At 50.0% G+C, this 25248-nt stretch carries 23 protein-coding genes; 13 read left to right on the top strand and 10 right to left on the bottom strand.

Annotated features, from left to right (window positions below; all coding sequences use genetic code 11):
• Positions 1 to 26 precede the first annotated feature (26 nt).
• On the top strand, positions 27 to 1088 hold the full coding sequence (locus ACQUQM_RS19440) for a TRAP transporter substrate-binding protein (RefSeq protein WP_432471529.1): 1062 nt from the start codon (positions 27 to 29) through the stop codon (positions 1086 to 1088).
• Positions 1089 to 1330: 242 nt separating this feature from the next.
• Here ACQUQM_RS19440 and ACQUQM_RS19435 read toward each other — a convergent pair whose 3' ends face one another.
• Positions 1331 to 2227, bottom strand: coding sequence for a LysR family transcriptional regulator (locus ACQUQM_RS19435; protein ID WP_432471528.1), 897 nt, complete (start codon positions 2225 to 2227; stop codon positions 1331 to 1333).
• Positions 2228 to 2452: 225 nt separating this feature from the next.
• On the opposite strand from ACQUQM_RS19435, the gene ACQUQM_RS19430 reads away from it, so the two are divergent.
• Together ACQUQM_RS19430 and ACQUQM_RS19425 are read left to right on the top strand one after the other, a co-directional pair.
• Positions 2453 to 3574, top strand: coding sequence for an efflux RND transporter periplasmic adaptor subunit (locus ACQUQM_RS19430; protein WP_432471527.1), 1122 nt, complete (start codon positions 2453 to 2455; stop codon positions 3572 to 3574).
• The gene (locus tag ACQUQM_RS19425) at positions 3575 to 6649 is read left to right on the top strand and encodes an efflux RND transporter permease subunit (RefSeq protein WP_432471526.1); all 3075 of its coding nucleotides are present in this window, start codon (positions 3575 to 3577) and stop codon (positions 6647 to 6649) included.
• A 174-nt stretch (positions 6650 to 6823) separates the two neighbouring features.
• Here ACQUQM_RS19425 and ACQUQM_RS19420 read toward each other — a convergent pair whose 3' ends face one another.
• On the bottom strand, positions 6824 to 7405 hold the full coding sequence (locus ACQUQM_RS19420; protein ID WP_432471525.1) for a peroxidase-related enzyme: 582 nt from the start codon (positions 7403 to 7405) through the stop codon (positions 6824 to 6826).
• 109 nt (positions 7406 to 7514) lie between these two features.
• On the opposite strand from ACQUQM_RS19420, the gene ACQUQM_RS19415 reads away from it, so the two are divergent.
• Together ACQUQM_RS19415 and ACQUQM_RS19410 are read left to right on the top strand one after the other, a co-directional pair.
• The gene (locus tag ACQUQM_RS19415; protein WP_432471524.1) at positions 7515 to 8510 is read left to right on the top strand and encodes a GlxA family transcriptional regulator; all 996 of its coding nucleotides are present in this window, start codon (positions 7515 to 7517) and stop codon (positions 8508 to 8510) included.
• Between the two features lie 505 nt (positions 8511 to 9015).
• The gene (locus ACQUQM_RS19410; RefSeq protein ID WP_432471523.1) at positions 9016 to 10206 is read left to right on the top strand and encodes a diaminopropionate ammonia-lyase; all 1191 of its coding nucleotides are present in this window, start codon (positions 9016 to 9018) and stop codon (positions 10204 to 10206) included.
• Between the two features lie 112 nt (positions 10207 to 10318).
• Here the strand turns inward: ACQUQM_RS19410 and ACQUQM_RS19405 are convergent, their stop codons facing one another.
• Entirely contained in the window at positions 10319 to 10810 is a 492-nt protein-coding gene (locus ACQUQM_RS19405) for an Lrp/AsnC family transcriptional regulator (protein WP_432471522.1), read from the bottom strand.
• Positions 10811 to 11106: 296 nt separating this feature from the next.
• On the opposite strand from ACQUQM_RS19405, the gene ACQUQM_RS19400 reads away from it, so the two are divergent.
• The 7 genes from ACQUQM_RS19400 to ACQUQM_RS19370 all read left to right on the top strand — a co-directional run bounded on the left by ACQUQM_RS19400 (position 11107) and on the right by ACQUQM_RS19370 (position 18402).
• Entirely contained in the window at positions 11107 to 11880 is a 774-nt protein-coding gene (locus tag ACQUQM_RS19400) for a maleate cis-trans isomerase family protein (RefSeq protein ID WP_432471521.1), read from the top strand.
• A gap of 33 nt (positions 11881 to 11913) precedes the next feature.
• Positions 11914 to 13074 carry a M20 aminoacylase family protein gene (locus ACQUQM_RS19395; RefSeq protein WP_432471520.1) on the top strand — a complete coding sequence of 387 codons (1161 nt, stop codon included), beginning with the start codon at positions 11914 to 11916 and terminating at the stop codon, positions 13072 to 13074.
• A gap of 49 nt (positions 13075 to 13123) precedes the next feature.
• Complete coding sequence (gene dctP / locus ACQUQM_RS19390) at positions 13124 to 14158, top strand: TRAP transporter substrate-binding protein DctP (RefSeq protein WP_432471519.1); 1035 nt, start codon at positions 13124 to 13126, stop codon at positions 14156 to 14158.
• 106 nt (positions 14159 to 14264) lie between these two features.
• Positions 14265 to 14780, top strand: a complete 516-nt coding sequence (locus tag ACQUQM_RS19385; RefSeq protein ID WP_432471518.1) for a TRAP transporter small permease — start codon at positions 14265 to 14267, stop codon at positions 14778 to 14780.
• 25 nt (positions 14781 to 14805) lie between these two features.
• On the top strand, positions 14806 to 16152 hold the full coding sequence (locus tag ACQUQM_RS19380) for a TRAP transporter large permease (RefSeq protein ID WP_432471517.1): 1347 nt from the start codon (positions 14806 to 14808) through the stop codon (positions 16150 to 16152).
• A gap of 43 nt (positions 16153 to 16195) precedes the next feature.
• Complete coding sequence (locus ACQUQM_RS19375) at positions 16196 to 17377, top strand: M24 family metallopeptidase (RefSeq protein WP_432471516.1); 1182 nt, start codon at positions 16196 to 16198, stop codon at positions 17375 to 17377.
• A gap of 131 nt (positions 17378 to 17508) precedes the next feature.
• A complete protein-coding gene (locus ACQUQM_RS19370; protein ID WP_432471515.1) occupies positions 17509 to 18402 on the top strand; it encodes a DMT family transporter in 894 nt (297 codons plus the stop codon).
• Here ACQUQM_RS19370 and ACQUQM_RS19365 read toward each other — a convergent pair.
• Positions 18394 to 18912 (bottom strand): NUDIX hydrolase, encoded by a 519-nt coding sequence (locus tag ACQUQM_RS19365; RefSeq protein ID WP_432471514.1) that lies wholly within the window; start codon positions 18910 to 18912, stop codon positions 18394 to 18396. The two genes, ACQUQM_RS19370 and ACQUQM_RS19365, sit on opposite strands and share 9 nt — an antisense overlap.
• 179 nt (positions 18913 to 19091) lie before the next feature.
• Between ACQUQM_RS19365 and ACQUQM_RS19360 the strand changes: the two genes are divergently transcribed.
• The gene (locus ACQUQM_RS19360; protein WP_432471513.1) at positions 19092 to 19970 is read left to right on the top strand and encodes an EamA family transporter; all 879 of its coding nucleotides are present in this window, start codon (positions 19092 to 19094) and stop codon (positions 19968 to 19970) included.
• Here the strand turns inward: ACQUQM_RS19360 and ACQUQM_RS19355 are convergent.
• The 6 genes from ACQUQM_RS19355 to ACQUQM_RS19330 form a co-directional block, all read right to left on the bottom strand.
• Complete coding sequence (locus ACQUQM_RS19355) at positions 19953 to 20933, bottom strand: GlxA family transcriptional regulator (protein WP_432471512.1); 981 nt, start codon at positions 20931 to 20933, stop codon at positions 19953 to 19955. The genes ACQUQM_RS19360 and ACQUQM_RS19355 overlap by 18 nt on opposite strands.
• A 58-nt stretch (positions 20934 to 20991) precedes the next feature.
• Positions 20992 to 21783, bottom strand: a complete 792-nt coding sequence (gene gloB / locus ACQUQM_RS19350; RefSeq protein WP_432471511.1) for a hydroxyacylglutathione hydrolase — start codon at positions 21781 to 21783, stop codon at positions 20992 to 20994.
• 113 nt (positions 21784 to 21896) lie between these two features.
• On the bottom strand, positions 21897 to 22856 hold the full coding sequence (locus ACQUQM_RS19345; RefSeq protein ID WP_432471510.1) for a PDR/VanB family oxidoreductase: 960 nt from the start codon (positions 22854 to 22856) through the stop codon (positions 21897 to 21899).
• Between the two features lie 187 nt (positions 22857 to 23043).
• Positions 23044 to 23430: a cupin domain-containing protein gene (locus tag ACQUQM_RS19340; protein ID WP_432471509.1), complete on the bottom strand. Its 387-nt coding sequence runs from the start codon at positions 23428 to 23430 to the stop codon at positions 23044 to 23046.
• Between the two features lie 98 nt (positions 23431 to 23528).
• Complete coding sequence (gene gloA, locus ACQUQM_RS19335; RefSeq protein WP_432471508.1) at positions 23529 to 23945, bottom strand: lactoylglutathione lyase; 417 nt, start codon at positions 23943 to 23945, stop codon at positions 23529 to 23531.
• Between the two features lie 88 nt (positions 23946 to 24033).
• Complete coding sequence (locus tag ACQUQM_RS19330; RefSeq protein WP_432471507.1) at positions 24034 to 25161, bottom strand: aromatic ring-hydroxylating oxygenase subunit alpha; 1128 nt, start codon at positions 25159 to 25161, stop codon at positions 24034 to 24036.
• Positions 25162 to 25248: the final 87 nt, after the last annotated feature.

The following is a 25248-nucleotide window of genomic DNA, read 5'->3' as shown; positions in this document are numbered from 1 at the left end:
CCTGAATGCTTGATAAACCGGTGTTTATGAAAACGTTAAAGAACTACGCAGCTTCACTCATATTTGGTTTGCTGATCTCTGGTATGAGCGGCCTCTTAGTGGCGAACGATACCATCATCATCAAGGCGGTAGGTACCTGGGGGTATTTCACCAATTACCAAAAGCACGAGGGGCCTTTCTGGAATCGGCATATTGCGGATGTCAGCGAAGGACAAATTATCGGTGAAATAAAACCGCATACTGAGCTTGGCTTACAGGGCTATGAAATCATGCGCCTGGTAAAAAATGGCGTGTTTGATTTTGCCTTTGGCCTACCGGGGTATGTAGTGCCTGAAAGTGAAATATTTGAAGGTGCAGACCTGTCATCTCTGGTACAGGATATCAGGGTGCAGAGAAAAGTTGCGGATGCGTACTTCCCAACGTTGGAGCGCGCCTTTGCGGAAAAATACAATGCAAAATTGATGATGCTATACCCATTCCCAAGCCAGATGCTCTGGTGTAATCGTCAGATAAGCAATATTGAAGACCTGAAAGGTAAGCGGATAAGAGTTTTTCTGACGACGCTGGGGGATTTTGTCGAAGGTGTCGGCGCTACCCCCGTGAGTGTACCTTTTAATGATGTCCCTGACGCTCTCGAAAAAGGCATCGTTGACTGCGTAATTACCGGCACTATGTCAGCTTATACCGGAGAACTTTATAAGGTAGCTGAATATGGATTTACCCTGCGTGTCGGCTGGGGCCTGGCATTCGGTGCAATGAATATGAACAAGTGGAATCTGTTGAGTGATGAGCAAAAAACTCTTCTGCAAAATGAAATTTCAGCACTAACCGAAAACATGTGGCAGGAAACAGCCACTGAAGATGCCATAGCGCTGGCTTGTTTGTCTGCAGGTCCCTGCTCTATTGGTGATACAGGCAACATGGTTTTGGTCGAGCCTTCTGAATCCGACCTTATTATTCGTGACAAAGTTGCCATGGATGTTATCTTGCCGCGCTGGGCTGAGCGTTGCGGCCCTGAATGTGCCGCCAACTGGAATCGCACGGTAGGAAAAATTCTCGACCTGAGGGCGCAGGCAGAAGCCAGATAAGCCGAGGAGCCAGGGTCAGTCCTCTCGCTACTCTGCGACAGGACTATTTAGTAATAGTCCTTGTTATTATGCTAAACCGACGTCTACCGTTCACCGATTAACCCATTCCCCCAGAGCAGCCACTACGGGGCCTCCCGGGGAGCCACTCCCATAATATAAACAGAGTTACCCACAGCTTTCTTGGATAAATCAAACGGGATAACTCTGGATATGAGTGAAGACCCGAAGCTCAGGCTTTCCCACTAAACGGGCAACCCATCGTTAGCCGCAGCGAAGCCCTGCCACAACATACTGGCCACCGGACCTAAGGTTTGTTCCTGACGGCGGATAAGTCGGATCTCGCCGTCGATACTATATTCCATATCTTCCGGTTGCAGTGCGACCAAAGCTCCCCCGGCCAACTCATCCTGCACCATATGCTCGGGTATAAAGCCCCAGCCCAGCCCGGCTAACAACATCTGCTTAAGGGTGTTTGCATCCCGGGTTTTCCACTGCCTGACCCCTTTAATCAACATCAGGTTTTCGGTATCAAAACTCAGGCCGCTCTCTTCTACCATCAGGTGAACCTGAGGCTTCAGTTGATCGGCGCTATTTACCTCACCCTGCTGGAACAGTTCTGGCGAGGCCACCAGCAGAATCCTGAAGTGACTGATAGCCAGAGTATCCAAGTCTCCCAGGCCGTATAATGTAGGCCACCAGGGGCTCACAGCCAGATCTGCCTGGCCGTTCTGCAACAACTCCAGAGCGCCGAAACGGGACTTTCCAAGCACATGTAGTTCGGTATTGGGGTACTGCTGCTGGCATTGCTTTAATACATTCAGGATCAACCCGTGCGGGCAGGTCAGATCATAGGCAAAGCGCACCAGGGGTTCATTGCCGGCTCCCAGATGTCGCCCCATAGAGCTGAGTTGGTCGGCATTAAGCAGTAGCTCCTGAGCCTTGCGGTAAAACGACCGCCCCTCAGGGGTCAGGCTCAGCCGGTAACTCTGACGATTAAGTATCTCGAAGCCGTATTCAGCTTCCAGCTTCTTAATCGCCATGGACAGCGCCGGCTGAGTTTTATGCAGACTATCGGCTGCCTGCTTCAGGGAGCCACATTCGACAATGCGGCAGAGAGTGCGTAGTTGCTCAAGCGTCATATAAATATTATTTAATAAGTTAGCAATAATTAATGAATATTATTTAAGCAGACTTAGGCCTATTCTTCACCGTCTAATTGTTCCGGGCTGAATATAGCTGGCTAAACTAATCTTAATGGTACTAGCCAAACCTAAGGTCGCTGCCTGTTCCGCGTCTTCAGCCCGATCCCCTGATAACTGCTCTCTCCAGGCTTGATACACCTTAAGCCAGATATGAGGTTTGATATGCCTGTTCTTTCTAATATTCCTTTGAATAAAAAGCTGCTTTCAGCCGCTATATTACTGCTATTTGGCGCAGTTGGCCTAAGTGGCTGCAGTGAAACACCTGATAACCAACCGGTCTCTCAAGTAGTACGACCGGCCAAGATTTTTCAGGTAACTGACCCCGCCGCAGAAACCTTTCGCAACTTCCCCGCCGAAGTCGAAGCTAATGCCGACTCCAAGCTGGCTTTCAGGGTCAGTGGACAACTCATCGAGTTTCCGGTCAGACCAGGAAGCAGGGTAACAGAGGGCCAGTTGCTTGCCCGACTGGACCCTAAGGATTTTAAACTCAGCCTGGATGATCGTCAGGCCCGTTATACGCTTGCTAAGTCCCAGTTTGAACGTGCTCAGGAACTACTAAAGCGCAAGCTATTAGCCCAGTCCGGTTATGATGAGGCTAAAGCTGAGCTGAACGTCGCCCTGTCTTCCCTCAATGTGGCGAAAACAAATCTCGAGTACACTTACCTGCGTGCTCCCTTTACCGGCAGCGTCGCCAAAGTGATGGTGGAGCAGCATGAAAACATTCAGGCCAAACAAACCATACTGGTACTGCAAACCCGGGATCAGGTGGATATCTCTGTTCAGATGCCGGAAAGTGTTATCTCCCGTATTAATAAGGACACCAAATACCAGCCAACGGTAATTTTCGATTCCCATCCGGATCAGGAATTTCTGGTCACAGTGAAAGAGTGGGACACCCAGGCAGATCCATCCACGCTGACTTACAAAGTCGTCTTTTCCCTGCCTACGCCACAAACTTTTAATGTGCTGCCCGGGATGTCCGCCAATATTCGTATCGATCTGTCCAAAGTAACCGACCTTAGCCGTGACAACTTTATGCTGCCTGTGGGCGCTGTATTTGCCGCCGAAGATACTCCTCTGTCGAGTAATGTCCGTTATATCTGGAAGGTAGACCCGCAAACAATGAAAGTAAGCCGCGCAGAAGTCTCTGTCGGTGAAATCAGGCAGCCGGGCATCGAAGTTTTGAGCGGCGTCAAACCCGGTGATCAGGTGGTCTCCGTCGGGGTGCATTTCCTCACCGAAGGCATGCAGGTCCGTCCCTGGAACAGGGAAGAGGGCCTATAAATGAAGCTGACTGAATACTCGATCAGGAACCCTGTCACCAGCTGGATGTTTGCTTTGATCCTGCTGCTTGGCGGCATCATTTCCTACAACGGCCTGGGTCGCTTAGAAGACCCGGAATTTACCCTGAAAATGGCAATGGTTACCACCAGCTATCCCGGTGCCTCCCCGGCACAGGTCGAAGAAGAGGTAACCTACCCGATCGAAAATGCCCTGCAACAGCTGCCTTATGTGGATTTTGTTACCTCAATATCATCCACCGGCCTGTCGCAGATCATCGTCGAGATGAAAGGCACCTACCGCAAAGACGACCTGAAACAGATCTGGGATGAGCTCAGGCGCAAGGTCAACGACCTGACACCCGGGTTACCTCCCGGGGTAATGAGCCCCAAGGTGATTGATGACTTTGGTGATGTTTACGGTGTGTTGCTTGCAGTCAGCGGCGAGGGTTATTCCTACGAAGAACTAAAGGATTATGTCGACTACCTGCGCCGTGAACTGGTGCTGATCAAAGGCGTCGGTAAAGTATCCGTGGCCGGCGAGCAACAAGAGCAGGTAGTGGTTGAGATCGCCCGCAACAAGTTGTCGGCCCTGGGCATACCACCGGACCGGATCTACCAGCTGTTGCAGACTCAAAACCAGGTTTCCAATTCAGGCAGCATCAAGATCGGTAGCGAATATATCCGGCTGCATCCGTCCGGAGAATTTCAAACGGTAGAGGAGCTCGAAGGTTTGCTGATCTCTAACCCAGGAGCCTCCGAACTGATCTATCTGGGCGACGTTGCCGAGGTCAGACGTGCCTACGCGGAAGTGCCGCAAAACATCACCAACTACAACAATCAACAGGCCCTGTTAGTCGGCATATCCTTCGCCTCAGGGGTTAATGTTGTGGAGATAGGCCTGGCCCTCGAACAACGTATGGCCGAACTGGAATATGTCCGTCCCATCGGCATGGAGGTCTCCAACGTTTATAACCAGCCTGCCGAAGTAGATAATTCTATGCAGGGTTTCATGCTCAGCCTGACACAGGCCGTGGCAATCGTGATCGCGGTATTACTGATCTTTATGGGGCTGAAGAGCGGCATCCTGATCGGTCTGATCCTGATGCTGACCGTGTTCGGTAGCTTTATATTTATGAAGATCTTTGCCATCGATCTGCAACGAATATCACTGGGCGCACTGATTATCGCCCTGGGTATGCTGGTGGATAACGCCATCGTGATTACCGAAGGTATCCTGATAGGGATAAAGAAAGGTAAGACCAAGCTGCAGGCTGCAATGGAGATCACCCGCCAGACCAATCTGCCATTACTGGGTGCCACAGTGATTGCCGTCACAGCCTTTGCTCCTATCGGCCTATCTTCCGACGCCACCGGGGAGTTTGCCGGTAGTCTGTTCTGGGTGCTGTTGATATCCCTGCTGCTGAGCTGGATTACCGCCATCACCCTGACCCCATTTTTTGCCGACCTGATGTTTAAGGAAAAGCCAAACGTCAGCATCGATGACGAAGATGATGCTGAACTTTACAAGGGTGCGATCTTCACCGGCTATAAAGCGCTGTTAAATATCTGTATGCGCTTCCGCGCCCTGACCATGCTATTGATGGTGGCGCTTTTTGTCGCGGCGGTAGCCGGCTTTGGTCAGGTAAAACAGTCGTTCTTCCCGCCCTCTAATACGCCGATATTCTACCTCGATTACTGGCGTTACCAGGGGTCGGATATCCGTGAGACCCAGAAGGATATCGAAGCGATCCAGGCCTACCTGTTACAACAGAAATCGGTGGAGCAAATTACCACTACCGCAGGACGTGGCGCACCGCGATTTATGCTGACCTATGGCCCGGAAAAATCCTATGCCGCTTTCGGCCAGCTGATTATCCGGGTAGAGAACCGGGCAGCGCTGCACCCGGTGATGGCCGATCTGCGTGACTATATGGCCAATAACTATCCACAGGCAGAGTTCAAGATCAAACAGATGGAGATCGGACCTTCGACCGATGCCAAGATCGAGGCCCGCTTTACCGGCCCAGACCCGGATCAACTGCGCCAACTGGCCGGTCAGGCCATCGCGGTGCTGCAAGCTGACGCGGGTGCCCATAATATTCGCCACGACTGGCGCCAGCGAACCAAGGTGATCCGTCCCCAGTTCAACGAGGCCATGGGTCGTAGAGTCGGTATCAGCAAACAGGATCTCGACCAGTTGCTGCTCTCTACTTTCTCAGGTCAGCAGGTAGGACTTTATCGGGAAGGAACTCAATTGCTACCAATCATGGCGCGGGCACCACAGTCTGAGCGGTTAACCATCGACAGCCTGCCTGAACTGCAGATCTACAGTCAGGCCGCCAACGCTTACGTGCCGATCACTCAGGTGACCAATGGCTTCGATACAGACTGGGAAGATTCACTGATCTTGCGCCGGGACCGCAAACGCACCCTTACGGTAATGGCCGATCATGATGTATTGGGCAATGAAACCGCCGCCAGCCTGTTTAAGCGGGTCAAACCGGGAATCGAGGCGATCCCTCTGCCTCCGGGATATAAAATGGAGTGGGGCGGCGAATATGAGTCCTCCAGCGATGCTCAGGCGGCGCTATTTGGCGGCCTGCCTATGGGCTATCTGGTGATGTTTATCATCACGGTACTGCTATTTAATTCGATCCGGGCACCGCTGGTGATCTGGGCCACCGTCCCGCTGGCACTGATCGGTGTCTCTGTCGGCCTGTTGGTTATGGGCGCTCCGTTCAGCTTCATGGCATTGCTGGGCCTGCTCAGCCTGTCGGGGATGTTGCTCAAAAACGGGATAGTACTGGTTGATCAGATCAACCTTGAACTGTCTCAGGGTAAAGACCCCTACCTGGCAGTATTTCACTCGGCGGTTAGCCGGGTACGACCGGTAGCCATGGCGGCGATCACCACGATTCTGGGTATGATTCCACTGCTGTTTGATGTCTTCTTCGAATCGATGGCGGTAACCATTATGTTTGGCCTGGGCTTTGCCACGGTATTAACTTTGATCGTAGTGCCGGTTCTCTTCACCCTTCTCTACCGGATCCCCTACCGACCTTTAGCAAAGTTATAGAGCCTGGTCTGTTGTAGTCAGTCGGCTATTGTTAGTCGCTCACAGATTAACCCACTCCCCAAGAAGAGGCCCTGCGGGGCCTCCGAGAGAGCCAGTCCCATAATACAAACAGAGTTATCCACAGCATTCGGGGGTAAGTCAGGCGGAATCACTCTGTTATTTTTTATCTATTTTTTACCTGGGCACCCTGGCCAGAGTGTAGAACTCATCATTGGCCTGCATCTCAGTGACAATCGCCATCCGATTCGATAATCCGAAAAATGCGGTGATACCCGCAATATCCCAGATATCATCATCGGTATAGCCCTGCTCATACAGCGCCGCATATTGACTGCGCTGAACCTGCTCCGGGGTACGGGATAGCATAATGGCAAATTCCAGCATCGCTTTCTGCCGCTCGCTGATCGGGGCGTGCAGGTAATTAATCGCTATCTGGTCTGCCAGCTTAGGCGCTTTGGCAAACACACGCAGCAAAGCACCATGGGCAATAACGCAGTACTGACAACCATTCAGGGCACTGGTGGCAACAATAATCATCTCTTTTTCGGCAGGGGTCAGAGTGCCCTCCTCGCGCTCCATAATTGCATCGTGGTAATTAAAGAAGGCTCGAAATTCGGCCGGACGGTGCGCCAGTGTCAGGAACACATTGGGAATAAATCCCGCTTTCTCATGCACCGCCAATATCCGGTCACGAACATCATCTGGCAGTGAGTTCAACTCAGGAACCGGATAGCGGCTAATCGGGGAATCACTCATCGTTCGCACCTCATGCTTTTGATTTATCAGAACAGGGCTGCCATGCTAGCAACGAAAAACACGAATAACCGGTCACTTTACCGCCATATTACGAGCGTAATCAGCCAACATGTATCAGATCCTTGGATTAGTCTTCGACGGGTACCAGTCATCCGGCATCGCCTCAACATTCGATGTCTTTAATGTTGTTAACACGTTATGGCGGCAACGCGGCGATAACAGCGAGCTGTACAGATGCAGCCTGGTATCCCTGGATGGCGAGATTACCGCTGCGTCCAATGGCAGCAGAACACTGGCAGACTACTCCCTGGCGACAGCACCAAAAGCTGACCTGATCATAATTCCGGGGATTCATCACTACGATAGTAAAGACCTGCTCAATAAGTTGCAGAGCCTGAGCCGCGAGTGCGCCTGGCTGCGCCAGCAGTTTCAACAAGGCACGATGATTACTGCCAACTGTAGCGGTGTCTTTCTATTGGCTGACAGCGGCGCCCTGAATTCTCAGGCGGCAACGACCGGCTGGTGGTTATCAGGGCTGTTCCAGAAACGCTACCCGGATGTTCAGTTTCGCCCGGAAACCCTGATGGTAGAGAACCCCCAAACATTCTGCACCGGCGCGATGACCGCCAACATGGGCGTAATGCTACAGATAGTAGAACAACAGGTCGGACGGCAGCTGGCTCTGGCCTGCGCCAAAACCATGCTCATCGATGCAACTCAGAGCTACGCCAGCCCCTATATGTTTACCCAGGAACAGGCGCAGCATGAAGATGCACTGATACTCTCGATCGAAAGCTGGATGCAACGGCATATATCCCAGCCTCTGGATATACAGACCCTGGCAGAGCTTCACTGTGTCAGCGCCAGAACGCTATCCCGCCGCTTCAAAAAAGCCCATGGCATCAGCCCATTGGAATATCTGCAAAACATTCGCCTGCAACACCTCCAGCTGCTGCTGAAAACCACCAGCCTGGGTATCGAACAGTTAGTTGAACGGGTCGGTTACAACAGTGCCAGTTCGCTACGTCGACTGTTTAAAAAAGAATTGGGAGTTTCACCCCGCGAATACCGCCAGCAGCACAAAGAATTAACAACAGGAGATTAAACAAGTCCTAAAGTAATCAGGAAGAGCTCGCGATACCTGACTTTTTCAGCTTACCCGCCTCTTCCAGCTAATGTTTTGTCCTCCCAAATACCTAGACGATCCTTCTCGAAACTTTCCAGTTCTATCTGGCGAAACTCTTACTTAGTTAAAACACTACTTTATCGGAAACAAAATTCCGGCTAAGTGCAATTTTGAAAGAAACAGCACCTCAGTGAGGATAAAAGTCACTATTCTGCCAATTTAGATTAAATACATTACCCAGAGAGCCAATTAGAAAGAACTGCCGCAACGTCTTCTCGTAAACTTTTCATAATCATTACCTCGCAACAGGAACCCTAAATTCCAGCAGCAGAGGCTATGGACCCTCTGATCTGATGCAGATTAGAAATATTAGTTAAGACGAATAGCGATCTGCCTTAAGTAGCGCTGCTGAATCCGGTTATCTCATAAACCGGATTCAGTGGTCATCAGGCAGACCCTGTGACAACCAAAGGCATTGATAACTATGTGTAAACTGAACGGTACTCTGACCCACTTTGCGAATCCTGTAGCCAACAGTGAAAACCTATACTCTGACACGCAACGCGATGTGATCAGCGTTGCCAAGGCTTCAGAGGCGATCGCAGACATCAAGACATGGCCTGCGTATTCAGTGACTCCGTTACATTCATTGACCGCGATGGCTAAAGACGCCGGACTTGGTGCTATCTGGTACAAAGATGAGTCTCAGCGCTTTGGCCTGAAAAGCTTTAAAGCTTTAGGTGGTGCATACGCTGTCGCTTGCCAGCTGCAAAAAGTCCTGGAACAACGTTTAGGTGAACGACCAACCATTGCTGATTTGTTGAATGGCAGCTTGAAAGATGAGGTCGCTGAAATTGTTGTCAGCTGTGCAACCGATGGTAACCACGGTCGTTCCGTCGCCTGGGGCGCGCAGATGTTTGGTTGCGGTTGCGTAATCTATATTCACCGCGATGTATCTGAAGGTCGCAAGAAAGCAATGGAAGCCTTTGGCGCAGAAGTAATTCGTATTACAGGAAATTACGATGAATCGGTACGTCAGGCTGATTCCGACGCTAAAGCGAATGGCCGTATCATCGTTTCCGACACCAGCTATGAAGGCTATATGGAAGTGCCGAAGGATGTTGCCCTGGGCTACACCGTAATGCTGTCCGAAATCGTAGAACAGCTAAACGATGATATTCCGACCCACGTTTTTGTTCAGGGCGGTGTCGGTGGTCTGGCTTCTGCAGTTGCTGGTTATTTCTGGGACCTGTGGGGTGAGCGTCGTCCGCGCTTTATTATCGTTGAACCGGAACAGGCAAACTGTTTGCAGATGAGCGCTAAAGCGGGTGAACCTGTGGTAGTCGATGGTGATCTTGAAACTTTGATGGCCGGCTTAGCCTGCGGTGAAGTCTCTGCATTGGGTTGGCAGATTCTGTCCAATGGTGCCGACGATTTTATGACGTTGAGCGAAGAAGCAGTTGCCGAAACTATGCGCCTGCTTGCCAAAGGTTATGGCAGTGATCCGGCAATCGAAGCCGGTGAGTCAGCAGTACCAGGCCTGGCTGCGGCTGTTATTGCCCGTAAGCAAGAGCCCTTTGCCGAAGCCCTGAATCTGGATGCTCTGAGTAAAGTGTTGGTAATCGGTACCGAAGGTGCAACCGATCCTGAGCTTTATCAGCAGCTGGTAAGCTAATATTCGCGCTATTTATAAGCGCACGATTAATATTCGTACTACCAGATAAGTTAAAAAGCCTCGCACTTGCGAGGCTTTTTTTACCGAACAATTAAGGGCAGCTACGCTACGCTTAGCTTTCTTCCAGAATAACCGGCACCGAAAGACCCGTCTTAACAGCATCCATCACTACGTTAGTTTGGAAATTGCGGATGTTGAGGTTGTCGAAGAAGACCTCGCGGGTAAATCCCTCATAGTCTTCCATATCCTTAGCTGTCACCAACAGAATAAAGTCGGCACTGCCGGTAACGTAATAGCATTGTTGTACGGCAGGATGGGCCTTCATCTCTTTTTTGAATGTATCAAGCAAGTCTAAGCGCTCCCTCTCCAGTGTTACCTGTACTATCAGGGTGACGCCCCGACCCACCGCTTTAGGATTCACCACGGCAATATCCGACTGAATGATATTCTGCTCACGCATACGTTTCATTCGCCGTTGCACCGCGGCTGGAGATAAACCGACCTGTTCCGCTATCTGATCTGAAGTGGTGCGGTTGGACTGTTGAATGATCTCCAGAATCTTGCGATCGAAACCATCAATATTTGCCGCTTGAGTACTACTCATAAGGTTTTCTACCTGTGACCGTCAAAGTTTCTATTAAGTAAGAGCACTAATAAATAAGAGCTACTACTAATAAGAGTTACTACTAATCATAGAGGCTTCTGCCTGCAGGAGGTACAGCCCCAAACAACTATGTAGTGTATTCCTGCATTTTTTTAGCAACTTCGCGGCAGACCATCGCCAAGCAATGGCTATTACATGAATTACCGCATCCCAACACCGTATTATTGATTAATAACTTATTCACCATCTCAACAATAAAAAAAGCTCAGGATACAAAGTCTGAGCAACGAGACACGATGATGAAATTGACCACTGTTACACATCAGCAGCCCTTGGAATATCTTGCCCCTGCAGGTCGCATCGGCGTGATATCCCTGGCCACGGACTTCAACATCGAAGCCGACCTGCAACGGATGTATCCGGATGATGTGCAGTTTTTCACAAGCCGGGTTCGCAATGTAAATCCGCTAACAATTGAAAACCTGCGCAGCATGGCTCCAGGCATCAGTGCGACAGCCGATACAATCCTGCCTGGCACCGATCTCGACGCTATCATTTATGCCTGTACTTCCGGCACGGTTGCTATCGGCGTAGAGCGCATTACCGAATTAGTCCACCAGACGCGCCCGGGGGTCCCCGTCACTAATCCTGTAACCGCAGCACTATCTGCTTTTCAGCGGTTTGAGGCCAAACGGATATCAATCCTGACCCCTTATACCGAGGCCGTGAACCGTGAAGTCGCCGAGTTTTTCAGCGCCCAGGGTTATGAGGTCTTAAACATTGCCGGTTTCGGATTCGAGGATGATACCGCGATGACCTATATCACTCCGCAAGATATTGCCGATGCAGCAGTCGCCAGCTGTGACCCTGAAGCCGACCTGATGTTTATCTCCTGTACCGCCTTAAGGGCATCGTTAGTACTTGATGATATTGAGCAACGTTTGAATATCCCGGTCGTTAGCAGTAATCAGGCATTAGCGTGGCATAGCTTGCAGCTGGTGAACTACCCCAGCTCCGTATTCGGTTTTGGCGCATTACTGCGCGAACAGTTAAGCCATAACGCTGCGTAGCCTGCGAAATAATAAGTTTTTGGAGATTAAATAATGTCTTTAAACCCACAGTTGATTGCTCAGATGACCGAATGGCGTCGTCATATGCATCGTTTTCCCGAATGTGGATTTGATTTGCCACTGACCGCCGATTTCATTGCCGACAAACTCGAGAGCTTTGGCATCGAGGTCACCCGTAATGTTGGTCAGCAAGGCGTTGTTGGTGTTTTACGTTGTGGTGATGGCAGTGCCAGCATTGGTTTACGTGCTGATATGGACGCCCTGTTTATCCATGAGCAAAATGACTTTGATCACCGCTCCCGACACGATGGAAAAATGCATGCCTGCGGCCATGATGGTCATTCGGCAATGTTGCTGGGTGCCGCCAGTTATTTAGCCAAAAACAAAGGCTTTAATGGCTCGGTGCACTTTATTTTCCAACCCGATGAGGAACATGGTCAGGGCGCACAGGCGATGATTGATGATGGTCTGTTCGAGCGTTTTCAGATTGATGCCGTATACGGCCTGCACAATATGCCTGGCTTGCCAGAAGGTAATTTCACTGTCCGCCCTGGCTCCCTGATGGCCAGTGAGAGCAGTTTCGAAATTGTGATCGAGGGTGTCGGTGGTCACGCCGCTATGCCGCATCGCGGAATTGATCCTATTGTTGTGGGCTCGCAGATTGTTTTAGCATTGCAAACAATCGTTTCAAGAAACCTGAGTGCGATTGAAGAAACCGCCGTGGTATCAGCTACCGAGTTTCTGACTAACGGTACCGTAAACGTGATTCCTTCCCAGGTAACAATTAAGGGTGATTGTCGCTGTTTCACTGAGGACAGCCTGGCGAAAATTGAACAGAGCATGGAGCGTATCGTTGCCGGTATTTGCCAGGCAGCCGGTGCGCAGTACCAATTCACCTTTGTGAATACTTTTTACCCCACCGTAAACAGTCCGGCACAGACTGAGCACGCAATCCAGGCGGCCGAAGCCGTTCTGGGCCGTGAGAATGTCGAGGCTAACTGTTTACCTCTCACTATTTCAGAAGATTTTTCCAGCATGCTACGTGTAAAACCAGGCTGCTACGCGCTTCTGGGTAACGGAGTTGAGTCTGTTGGCGGCTGTGCATTGCACAACCCTGAATACGACTTTAACGACCGTATCCTGGGACATGGTGCACAGTACTGGGTGCAGTTGGTGTGTGATCAATTGAAATAATTACTTAAACCTTACCTTAACTCTAAAAATAAAATTTGAGGAACGTACCATGAAAAAGCTTTTAGCAGCCTTGTTAGCAATGGGTATCAGCTTCGGTGTTAGCGCCGAAACCTGGAAGTTCGCTTCTGAAGAAGATAAGAAAGACGTGCAGGATATCTTCGCCCAGACCTTTGCCGATACGATTAAGCAAGAATCTGACGGCGATATTCGCGTCAAGGTCTACTATTACGGCCAGTTGGGCACCGAGAACGATATCGTAGAACTCACTGCGAAAGGAACAGTACAGTTCGTATCCGTAGGTACCGGTCATCTGGGTTCTTATGTCCCTGAAGTACAGGCACTCAGCGTACCTTACGTGATGGGAACCGATACCGATGTGGTACGTAAGGTACTGACCGGCAGTAAGACTATTTACAACGATCTGGCTGATCGTTTCGAAAACGTAAACCTGAAGCTGTTAACCATGATTTCAGAGGGTGAAATGGTGTGGGGCGCAAACAAAGCAATTCGCAGCCCTGAAGATTTTGCCGGTCAGAAGATTCGTACCTTCACTTCAACGATTCCGGTTGAAACCTATAAAGCATTCGGAGCTACGCCAACGCCGCTATCCTGGGGTGAAGTATACGGCGCACTGCAGCTGAAAACAGTCGACGGCATGGTTAACCCTATCTACTTTGTCTATAACGCCAAGTGGCACGAAGTTCAGGATTATCTGATGGTCCCGGGCCAGCAACCATACGTAGGTACAGTATCTACCAATAGCGAGTGGTACAAAGGCCTGAGCGCTGAGAAGCAGACGATGGTGCAGAAAGCGATCGCCGCTGCTGAACAGGCCGCCCATGACTACCAGCTACGCATTAATCAGGAAAACATGGACAAAATCATGGCCGAGCGCCCTGACATGAAAGTGGTGACCCTGAATGCCGAAGAGCGCGCCCGCTTTAAGGAGCTGAGCTCTACGCTGCACGAGACTTACTATGATGTTGTTGAGAATGCCTACGACAGCGCCGATAAAGTTGCCGCTCGTGAAGGCGCTAAGAAAATCTTACAAAGCCTGATTCAGGAAGTTAAGGACGCGTCTTAATTATTTATTGATCATCAGTAAGCGTAGGCCTGATCAGGCCTGTGCTTACTGAGTCATTAACGTAAAAAAGTCACAATCAAGTACGTGGCTTTGAAGGTGTGTTCTTATGAAAAATATATTCAACAGCATCAGTAGTTTCACTGAATCGATAGAGAAATTTGTCGTGTTCTTTTCAATACTGCTGATGATGGTCAACTCCACAGCCAATGCCATCGGGCGATATGTTTTTGGTAAGAGCTTGTTCTTTTCCGAAGAACTTAACCAGTTTTTGATCGTGGCAGTCACCTTTATCGGTTTCGCGTATGCCGTCCGAAAAGGCCGTAACATACGCATGACAGCGGTGTATGACTCTTTAAGTTACGCAGCGAAAAAAGTGATTTCCACGGTAATTTCAATTACTACCGGACTGTTAATGTTCTATCTGGCCTATAAAGCGATCTTCTATGTTATTGAAATAAAAGATCTCAACCGCTTAAGTCCGGCACTGCAGTTCCCCGTATACATTATCTATTCCATTATCCCGGTGGGGCTGAGTATCGCCGGGCTGCAATATCTGATCGCCTTCTTTATGAACATTACGCATAAAGAGATCTACTTATCGCACGAAGTAATTGATAGCTAACCGATATGATTGCCGGTGGAATATTATGAGTTCGTTTATTGAGTTTTTTTCTGACATCGTAGCCGGTGAACTGGATATCTACGTTGTTACTTTTACCCTCGTCGCGGCGATGGTCATCCTGCTGTTTCTCAGTTTCCCAATGGTGGTGCCTTTAGCAGTAGGCGCTTTGATCGGCCTGGTGCATTTCTCCGGTATAGATACCGGGGTGATCATTCAGCAGATGGTCACCGGCATCTCGCCAAATGCCCTGATCGCAGTACCGATGTTTATTCTTGCTGCTGATATTATGACCCGCGGACATACTGCACATAACCTGCTGGGGTTGATCGAAGCATTCGTGGGACACCTGCGTGGTGGACTGCCGATTACAGCCTGTATCAGCTGTACACTATTTGGTTCGGTGTCGGGTTCGACCCAGGCAACTGTAGTTTCTGTCGGCCAGATCATGCGCCCCAAACTACTGCAGGCAGGCTATAAGGATAGCTTTGTCATGGCGCTGATCATCAACGCCAGCGATATTGCCTTTTTGATTCCGCCTAGTATCGGCCTGATCCTCTACGGCACACTGGCAAATACCAGTGTTGGTGAGTTGTTCATTGCGGGTATCGGCCCGGGGATATTGCTCGCAATTCTGTTCTCCGCTTATTGCTACATTTATAGCGTGTATCAGGGCGACAGTATCGCCCTGGTGGATAAAACCTCGACCAAAGAGAAGCTGCAGGCTATTAAGAAAGCCCTGCTGCCGCTGGGCTTCCCTGCGCTTATAGTCGGCGGTATCTATTCGGGGGCGGTGACGCCCACCGAAGCGGCATCATTTTCAGTGCTCTATGCCATCATCGTAGAGTGTGTGATCTATCGTGAACTGAAATACAAAGACATCGTCGATGCCGCTTTAAGCACCGGCCTCATTACTGCCGTAGTATTCATTCTTGTGGGTATGGGCCAGGCGTTCTCGTGGTATATCTCGTTTGAACAGATTCCGCAGGAACTGTTAGCGCCACTGAACCTGGAAGATGCATCCAAGGAATACATCCTGTTCGTGATCGCCCTGAGCTTTTTTGTCGGCTGCATGTTTGTCGACTCCCTGGTCGTCCTGGTTATCCTGACACCGATCTTCGTGCCTATCGTCGCCTCAGTTGGCCTCGATCCTGTCTTAGTCGGCGTGATGATCACCCTGCAGATGGCCATCGGTTCAGCGACACCGCCGTTCGGCTGCGATATTTTTACCGCGATCGCGATCTTCAATAGGCCCTATATGGAAGTTATCAGGGGGACTTTGCCGTTCATTCTGATCCTGTTCTTTATGTCGGCGTTGTTGATCTTCTTCCCGGATATTGCCCTATTGTTAAGAGACCTGGCATTTGTCGACTGAATGGAAAACAAAGCAACAGGCTAAAAAGAAACTGGAAAATATTATGACTGATCTACTGATGGCTCCGCCACGCGGCTTTGAACACGATGAATTTGCAGCGCGTACTGAAAAATTGCAACGTCTGATGGCTACTCAGCAAATCGATGCTGTATTTTTTTCTACCGAGCCTGAGTTCCGTTATTTCAGCGGTTTCAAATCACAGTTCTGGGAAAGCCCGACGCGCCCCTGGTTCCTGGTAGTACCTTCGCAGGGAAAACCAATAGCCGTAGTGCCGGGAATCGGCGTTGCCGGCTTTGCAGAAACCTGGATCGAAGACGTGCGCAGCTGGCCGGCACCGCGCCCTGAAGATGACGGTGTAACGCTGTTAGCAGAGACTCTCGCCGAAGCCTCAAAAAGCTCCCGACGCATCGGCGCAATGCTTGGCCCGGAAACGCATTTACGCATGCCTGCGGCAAATTATCAGGCCCTGCAAAACTGTTTAAGCCAGCATCAGATGGTCGATGTCAGCGAGATCGTCCGTGATCTGCGTAGTGTTAAATCCGCCGCCGAAATTGCCAAGATTCGCTTTGCCTGTGATGTTACCGCAGCCGGTTTTGACTTCCTGCTGGACAACCTGCAAGCCGGTATGACAGAGCGTGAAGCTTGTAAAGCGATGCATCTGGAAATGCTGCGTTTAGGCGCCGATGCATGCCCCTATTTGATTTCGGCATCAGGCCAGGGAGGATACGACGATATCATCATGGGACCAACAGACCGGCGTCTCGGCGAAGGCGATGTGCTGATTATTGATACCGGTGCAAACTTCGACGGTTATTTCAGCGATTATGACCGCAACTTCGCCTTTGGCGAGGTCGATAAAGCCACTCATGATGCCTATGAAGCAGTTTACGCCTCCACCGAGGCAGGCCTGAATATCGCAGCTCCGGGGCGCACCACCGGTGATGTCTGGCAAGCGATGTGGTCGGTACTGGAAGATGCCGGTGCGCTGGGTAACAGTGTCGGCCGAATGGGCCATGGCCTGGGGATGCAACTGACAGAATGGCCATCCAACGTTGAAGGCGGCGATGTGATCCTGCAGGCCGGGATGATCATGACGCTTGAGCCGGGAATGACCTTTGCGCCTGGAAAGATGATGGTTCACGAAGAAAATATCCTGATTACCGAGAATGGCTGCGAGATGCTGCATAAGCGGGCATGGCCAACACTGCCGGTGATTACCCGATAACATCCCTGCTTACGTATAACCGACAATGGCTCTGCTTGGCAGGGCCATTTTTGTAATTGCCTGATGGGCTTTATCAGCGCGTATCTATCTTCAACTTCCTTTATACAAGATTACTATGGGGCTGATTTACTATGGCCAGATTTGCTATGGGGCTACGACAAGGACAAGGTCTGCCTGTTCGCACGACAGGCATGCTATATAGCCTGGTCGGCGCGCTATTACTGACCCCTGACGCCCTGATTTTACGCTGGGTGGCTATCGATCATAGTGAAGTGTTGCTTTGGCGTGGCGTATTCTTTTCGCTGGGTTTTGCTTTGATCGTATTGCTTCGTCATCGCACGAAGGCATTGCGCGCAATCGTTTCTGCAGGATGGCCAGGGCTGGTTAGCGGCTTCTTTTTCGCTATGAATACCTATTTCTATACCCAGGCATTGCAGCAAACGGGTGCTGCTGCGGCAATGATGATTATCAGCACAGCACCTGTATTTGCAGCAGTAATTGCATGGTTTTGGTTGAAGGAACAGGTTAGCTTAACCGTGGGGCTGACTATTGCAATGACGTTGCTTGGTATGGCGATCATTGTCAGCGACGATACAGGAGTAAACAGCTTAACGGGTAACCTGATGGCAATTGGTTGTGCCCTATTCATGGCGCTGAATTTCAATTGGGCGCGTCGATTCGCGCCACGGGATATTACACCGGGACTGATCTTCGGAGGGCTGATTATCCTTGCTTTTGGTTGGCTGGATACCGATACAGTGATTGCCCGCCATGAAGAGATCGGGGCTATGTTTGTCTCTGCGGCGATTGCCATGCCGATCGGCTTTGTTCTGTTACAAATTGCACCGCGCTATATCAGTGCAACCGAAGTCAGCTTATTTCTGTTATTAGAATCAATAATTGCACCGGTGTGGGTGTGGATTGGCTTAGGTGAAGAACCCAGTGAAATGACGTTTCTGGGTAGTGCTGTAGTTATTCTGGCTCTGCTGTTTTATAGCTATCAGGCGCGTGCAAATTCAAGCTAATAACTCTTCCACTATCAGCTTCAATAAAAAGGTTTCCCGCTCAATCGACATTCCTTTCTTCTCGCTGGTTGCCATGGTCTCTTCATTATGGGCGATGGCATCGTGAATATTGATCCACACCGGCTTCATTCCATTTTCTATTTCGTGGCTTTCGAACCCGGTGGCACCTAGCTCTTCGTCAATAGTGCAGCGAAAGCAATAGGACTCCATATGCACTATGTCGTAGCTGTGCTTATGCCAGGGCCGGTATTCTTCATACAAACCAAAACCCTGTATATGTCTGATATTTTTAGCGCCGGTCTCTTCCTGAAGTTCACGAATCAATCCGGCCCGCAGCTCTTCACCCTCATCAATACCACCACCCGGCAAAGTATAGTCATGATAACGTTCGGTATAGAGCAATAAAATCTGCTCGCCATCAAGGATAATACCGCGCGCCGCCTGGCGCGTAAAAACGCTGCCGCTGATCGCTTGAAGTTCCGGGTGAATAGTCGATTTCAGTAATCGCATAACGCTGTTCAGGCCTTATTTACGGGTTTTAATTCAGGGTTTGATTTGCAGATATTAAACCTATCCACATGCACTCAGAACACTATTAGCCAGACTAATTTGGCATGAGTATTTAGCACTGTTGTTAACCAGAAAAACAGCTTAATTTTGATCTTTATCAATGTAGCGGGCAAACAACAGTGACGGATGATACAGACTATTTCAAAGGCGTATTACTGGTTGTTGCGGCGACGATATGCTTCGCTTTTCAACCGGTCTTTGGCCACCTTGCATACGCTGACGGCGCTAACGCTGTCGGCTTGCTGTGGCTCAGGTTTCTGCTGGCCGCGATACTGTTACAGCTGATTACCTGGCGTGCCAGCACTCAGGGGTGGCTGTCACCACTGTTGATAGGGGTGGTTCTATCGACCGGCGCTCTGTGTTATTTCTTTGCCCTGAGTCAGCTATCCGTAGGCTTAGCGACGTTGTTGTTCTTTCTGTTTCCGGTCTATATTTTCTTCTTTTCAGTATTACTGCGTCAGGAATCCGTTTCGCTGATGAAGTTTAATGCCATCATCTTTGCCATGATCGGTATCTATATCAGCGTTGATACCGACAGCGCTCTGCCTTTATGGGGAATAACCTGTGGCCTGATTGCAGGCGCCTGTTACGGCGCCTATATCATGCTCAGCAATCATTTTCTGGTACATAAAAAACCATTTGAATCTTTAAGCTGGGTCACCACCGGAGCGCTTATCTGCTTATCTGTCCCGGCCCTGGCAGGCCAGGCTGAGCTACCTGATAGTTACGTCGGTTATGGTGCGGCGTTTGGCCTTTGCCTGGTCAGCACACTGCTATCATTCAGTTTACTGATGGCCGGTACCCGCCTGATGAGACGCGCCACTGATGTCGCGGTTTTAACCACAACAGAGATAGGCTCAACCCTGTTTTTAGCCTGGTTACTGTTAAACGAGAATGTCACCACAGAAGAGATCATCGGCGCCGGGCTGGTATTCATTGCCGCAGTCATTATTCTTGTATCCCGTCAGCGCGAAGTCCGCTCAGCGCTGGCAGAGTGATTGCGGCGGCCGCTCGATTACGATCGCATCCATCCGATCCCGTTTTGGCCCGATACCGAAAAACCGGCTATAGGTGCGGGAAAAATGCGGACTTGAACTGAAACCACACACAGCGGCTATTTCTCCGATATCCAGAGGCGAATTATGGATCAGCTGATGGGCATGCTCGAGCCGGATTTTCAGATAATAGTTAGCAGGAGTAGTATGCAGATGGCGCTTAAACAAACGCTCCAGATGGCGCACTGAAACATGCGCCTTATCAGCAAGCTCCATCGAACTGAGCGGCGTACTGATACTGATCTGCATCAGCTTCAGTACTTTATACAGGCGCGGTTCATGGAGCTGAATAATATCTTCTTCTGAAACACTGGGTTGGCGTTCAGGGATCATAAGATGGCTGGCTATCGATTCAACCACTGCCGAGCTGAAGTGCTGCTCGATCATATGTAGCATCAGACTGCTAACCGCGAAGCCTCCCGCACAACTGATGCAACCGGTCGCAATTTCAAACTGCGACCGACTGATCTCCAGTTGTGGATAACGTTTGCTAAATCCGGCCGCGGCTTGCCAATGAATACTGACCGGGCCTTTATTCAATAACTTAGCCTCTGCCAGTAGATAGCTACCGGTATCGATACCGCCAAAGACTGTATTCTGCTTATACAGCATGCGTAACCACCACAGCAGGGCCGGATTACTATATTGCCATGGCCGCGCACCACTACAGATAAACAGGTTACCAGGCTTACTGTGCTGATAGTCCTTTGCAGACAGAGCCAGACCGTTACTGGCCACCACCTCTTTGCTATCCGGGCTGAGCAGTTCCCAGTTATAAGGTGACTGGCCTGTAATCTCGTTGGCCAGACGCAAAGGATCTATCGCCGCTTGCAGCGAGGCCATTGAATAACCGGGTAATAGTAAAAATGACAGCCGGTAACTGCCGTCCAGTTCAGGTTTAAGCATGACATCACCCCTCTATGCAGCGCTTCAATACAGACATATCCAACACCATCAGAGGCGTTTACGCCTGGTCTTTTTGCTGGCGAATTTCAGCAAACACCTGGTCTGCCGGATAACCCAGCATATTCAGTTGCTGCTGAAGTTCAGGCTGATCGGCACGCATAAAGGGGTTAGTCAAAAGCTCCTGCTGCACATAGGTAGGCACTGTAGGTAAGTTCTCTGCACGAAGCCTATCAACTTCAGCGACTCGCTGTTGCAGCGCGATATTATCCGGTTCCAGTGAGAGTGCAAAGCGGGCATTGGACTGGGTATATTCATGACCACAATAGATAGCGGTCGTGGGCGGTAAGTCTCGAAGTTTCTGAATACTCTGCCACATATCCTGTGGAGAGCCTTCAAACAGACGACCACATCCCATCGAAAACAGGGTATCACCAACAAACACCGCGTCTAAGGATGGCACCCAATAGACAATATGCCCCAGGGTATGTCCTGGCGTTGATAATACCTCAATCACTAGTTCGCCGAGCTGGATCTGATCGCCATGTTCAACCGCGCGATCGATTCCCGGAATAATATCGCCATTGACTTCAGAACCAATTACTTCGCAGTTGTAACGCTGCTTCAGCTCGAGGTGACCATCGATATGATCCCAGTGATGATGGGTGGTTAAGATATGGCTTAACTGCCAGTTTCTGGCCTCTAACTGCCGAATGATTTCAGCTGCATCCGGAGTATCGATAATAGCGGTCTGACCACTTACGGAATCATGAATCAGGCTGCAATAATTATCGGACAAGCAACTGAACTGTATAATTTCGGGTTTCCCCAAAAGGGAGGACTCTGTATTCATAGCATATACCGTATTGTTTTTATTATCTTTTTTGTATTGATTAGCTGTATGTCTTTGCACTGCTGACTTTGTGTTACACCCTGTGCAAAGGCCTTACATATAGAGCTCTCGACTCAGAGATCAAGTTTGAGCCGGGTAGAATTAGCGCGGGAACAACAGACCATTAGTACGCTCTGTTCGGCTTGTTCTTCTGCGGTGAGAACACTGTCGCGATGATCAGCTTCGCCCTCAAGCAGGCCGACTTCACAGCTACCGCACAAGCCCTCTTCACACATGGTTTCGATCTGATGTCCTTCGGCTCTGAGCACTTCCAGAATGCTCTGTTCCGGCTGGATCTCGATCACTTTGCCACTGTTTGCCAGCTCGACTTCGAAACTGCCGTTAACAGCTGACTCGTCGATTGGCGCCGCGGAAAAACGCTCATAAATGACTTTGATATTGGTTTTATCTTCAGCCGCATCGAGAATCGATTGCAGCAGCGGCTCTGAGCCGCAGGTATAGACTTCGGTGTTTTGCTGTTGTGCACCGAACAGTTCATTAATATTCAGGCGTTTGTTGCTGTCACCGTAACTATAGTGACACTGAATCCGGTCGCCCAGCTGCTGGCTGAGTTGTTCGGCAAAAGCGGCCTGTTCAGGAGTACGGCTCAGGTAGTGCAGGGTAAAAGGTTTATTCAGCTGCTGTAGTCGCGTTGCCATCAGCATTATCGGCGTAATACCAATACCACCGGCAATCAGCAGGTAATTATCCGCACTTTCATTGAGTTCAAAGTGATTACGCGGCGCGTGGATCTGTAGTTCGCTGTCTTGTTGCAGATATTTATGAATCCAGGCGGAACCGCCGCGACCGTCGTCTTCCAACAACACTGCCACCTGGTATTCATGAAGGTGGGCCGGGTCGCTACACAGGGAGTATTGTCGGATCAGACCATTATCCAGTAACAGATCGATATGCGCACCGGCGCTGAACTCCGGCAGAACCGACCGGTCATCGCAGGCTAAAGTATAAGCATGAACATTTTTGGCTACCTGCTCAACGGCGGTAACGCGGGTGGTAATGTTCTGGGATGTCATGGCTGACCTCCTCAATTATTATGGTAGTTATTTTCAGGAGTTTTTTTAGGTGTAACAGTCAGGCGATATTCTGATCGGGTAGCTTTAGGGAACTGATAATAACGACCGGCCGGACATATCTGGTGCAATGACTGTCCGGCGATCGTCAGGACCGGATAACCGGTCCTGTGTTGATCACAAGGGAGGCTTACATATCTTCCGGATCAATACCTGGTACTTCGGTGATGCCCAGCTTCTGCTTCCAGTCGACCGGGTAAACCGCATAGAAAATAATGCAACGCTCATCGCACTCATACTTAACATCCATGCCCTTGGGCATATACAGCACATCGCCTTCGGCGCACTGGTAAGAAACGCCATCGGCGATCAGGCGAAAGTTGCCCTCTTTAACGAACACGATCTCATCAACTTCCAGGTTCCAGGGTACGGAGATGTTGTTCAGAAAGTTAACGCCACCGGCCATAGATTCACTTACCTTAGTAGTGACGCATGGCTTAATGTAAGTACCGCCTGGTTGCAGCTCGTGATAACGGTGTTCGATATCTGTAAACTTAAACAGCGTTGGAGTTGGCATAATATTGCTTCCTTTATTGGATTTATTAGCATGGAACAGTTATTTCAGCAGCAGCAAACCCTCCGGGGTTCCGGATACTGTTGCTACAACATAAAAACTTAAGAATTAACGGGTTCGTTCAGCTCGATTACGTAACCATCAGGGTCTTCAACAAAACCCAGCATACGGGTGCCGTGATTCATCGGCTTTGCCGGGCTGCGAATCGTTACACCTTCGCTTTCCAGATAGGCCATGGCCTCGACAACACTCTCGACGTTGAACGCCAGATGTCCGTAGGCTTTACCTTTCTCATAAGGCTCTGGCTGATCCCAGTTATGGGTCAGTTCCAGCGTAGTGGTGATATTTTCAGGACCGAAACCGATGAAGACATTGGTAAAGCGGCCTTCCGGATAATCGGTGTTGCGCAAAACTTCCATACCCAGAAGTCGGGTATAAAAATCCAGTGACTTTTCCAGATTACAGACCCGGATCATTGTATGATCCAGACGGAAACGGATATTATTTGTATCAGACATTGCTCACCCTACTTGTAAAAAGTGCCGACCTTATACAGCCCGACAAAATCGATCTAAGGGGGCCTGACAGCCCCCCGATTTGGCTTTATTATTTGCTCACCGCTTCCAGAACCTGCTCCTGGAAATTGCGCACACTGCTTTCCCAGTGGGTCGACAACACACCGCCATCGGCAACAGTAGACTTACGGCCTTCCTGTAATCGAATGCAGACCTCATGATCTTCTTTGTGCACATCGATCCACAGCTGCTTCAGTTTTTCAGCGCTTTCCGTATCGAGTTCAGTACCATCGGTCATGTAAATAGCGCGACGTTGCAGGGTCTTCCCCGGGCCGACCGGAATATTAAGGTGAACTCCCATCTGATCCGGAAAATAACGGCCGAATACAAAGGTAGGAAACAGCGTCAGATACCGGGAGCTGACCGCCAGGGTATTACCACTGCCATCACCGCCTTCGTTTTCATCATCCAGATCGACCGCACTGCCCTGGCAGTGGCCATCGTCGACAATGTAATGATCAATCAAAGGCTGATCTGTGGTGGAGGAGTGCACGAACTGCACATGGTATGGCTCGATAAAGTTCTCCATCAGGAACTTCCAGTTGGTATCAACTATCCCCAGGTCGATCACGCCGACCAGTTTGGCCTTTTCAAAATCCAGGCCATCAAGGCGGTTCTTCAATGGCGCGACAAATTCATCGAAAGGTTGCGCATCGCCACTGACGTTAACGAAAATCCAGTCGTACCAGACTGCACACTGAACCTCTTTAAGGCCATGTTCCTGTGGATCAAAGCCCTCCGGTACCGAATTAGGTTCCTCGCCACCGAAATAAGGCGTGCTACGCAGTGCGCCATCGAGGCCATAGGCCCAGGCATGGTAAGGACATTTAAGCAGTCGTCCGACATTCTGCGGGCTATCAACCAGCTTCAAGCAACGGTGGCGGCAGACATTATGGAACGCCTTGATACTGCCATCCTGATTACGTACCAGAATCAGCGGACTGTCGCCGACCGTCACTGGGACTGTGTCGCCGGATTTGGCCATCTCATGGGCAAAGCCCACTAAGACCCAGGACGCAGGAAACAATTTGGCTTTTTCTGCTTCCCAGAATTTTTCATCGGTATAGGCTGATGGCGGCAACCCGGTCTTCAGGGGGCCCGACTCTTTAAAGGCATCAAAACTACCGCTGAGTGTTTGGTCTGTTGCAATCAGGGACATTATTGTTCTCCGAATCTCTTATTGTATTTGTGCATCGGTCGCCGGATCAGGCGATTTTTATGCCGTATTACTTCTCGTCATAAGAAG

Source organism: Amphritea sp. HPY, assembly GCF_050870985.1.
Classification (GTDB): domain Bacteria; phylum Pseudomonadota; class Gammaproteobacteria; order Pseudomonadales; family Balneatricaceae; genus Amphritea.
This window is presented reverse-complemented; position numbering and strand designations above follow the sequence as displayed.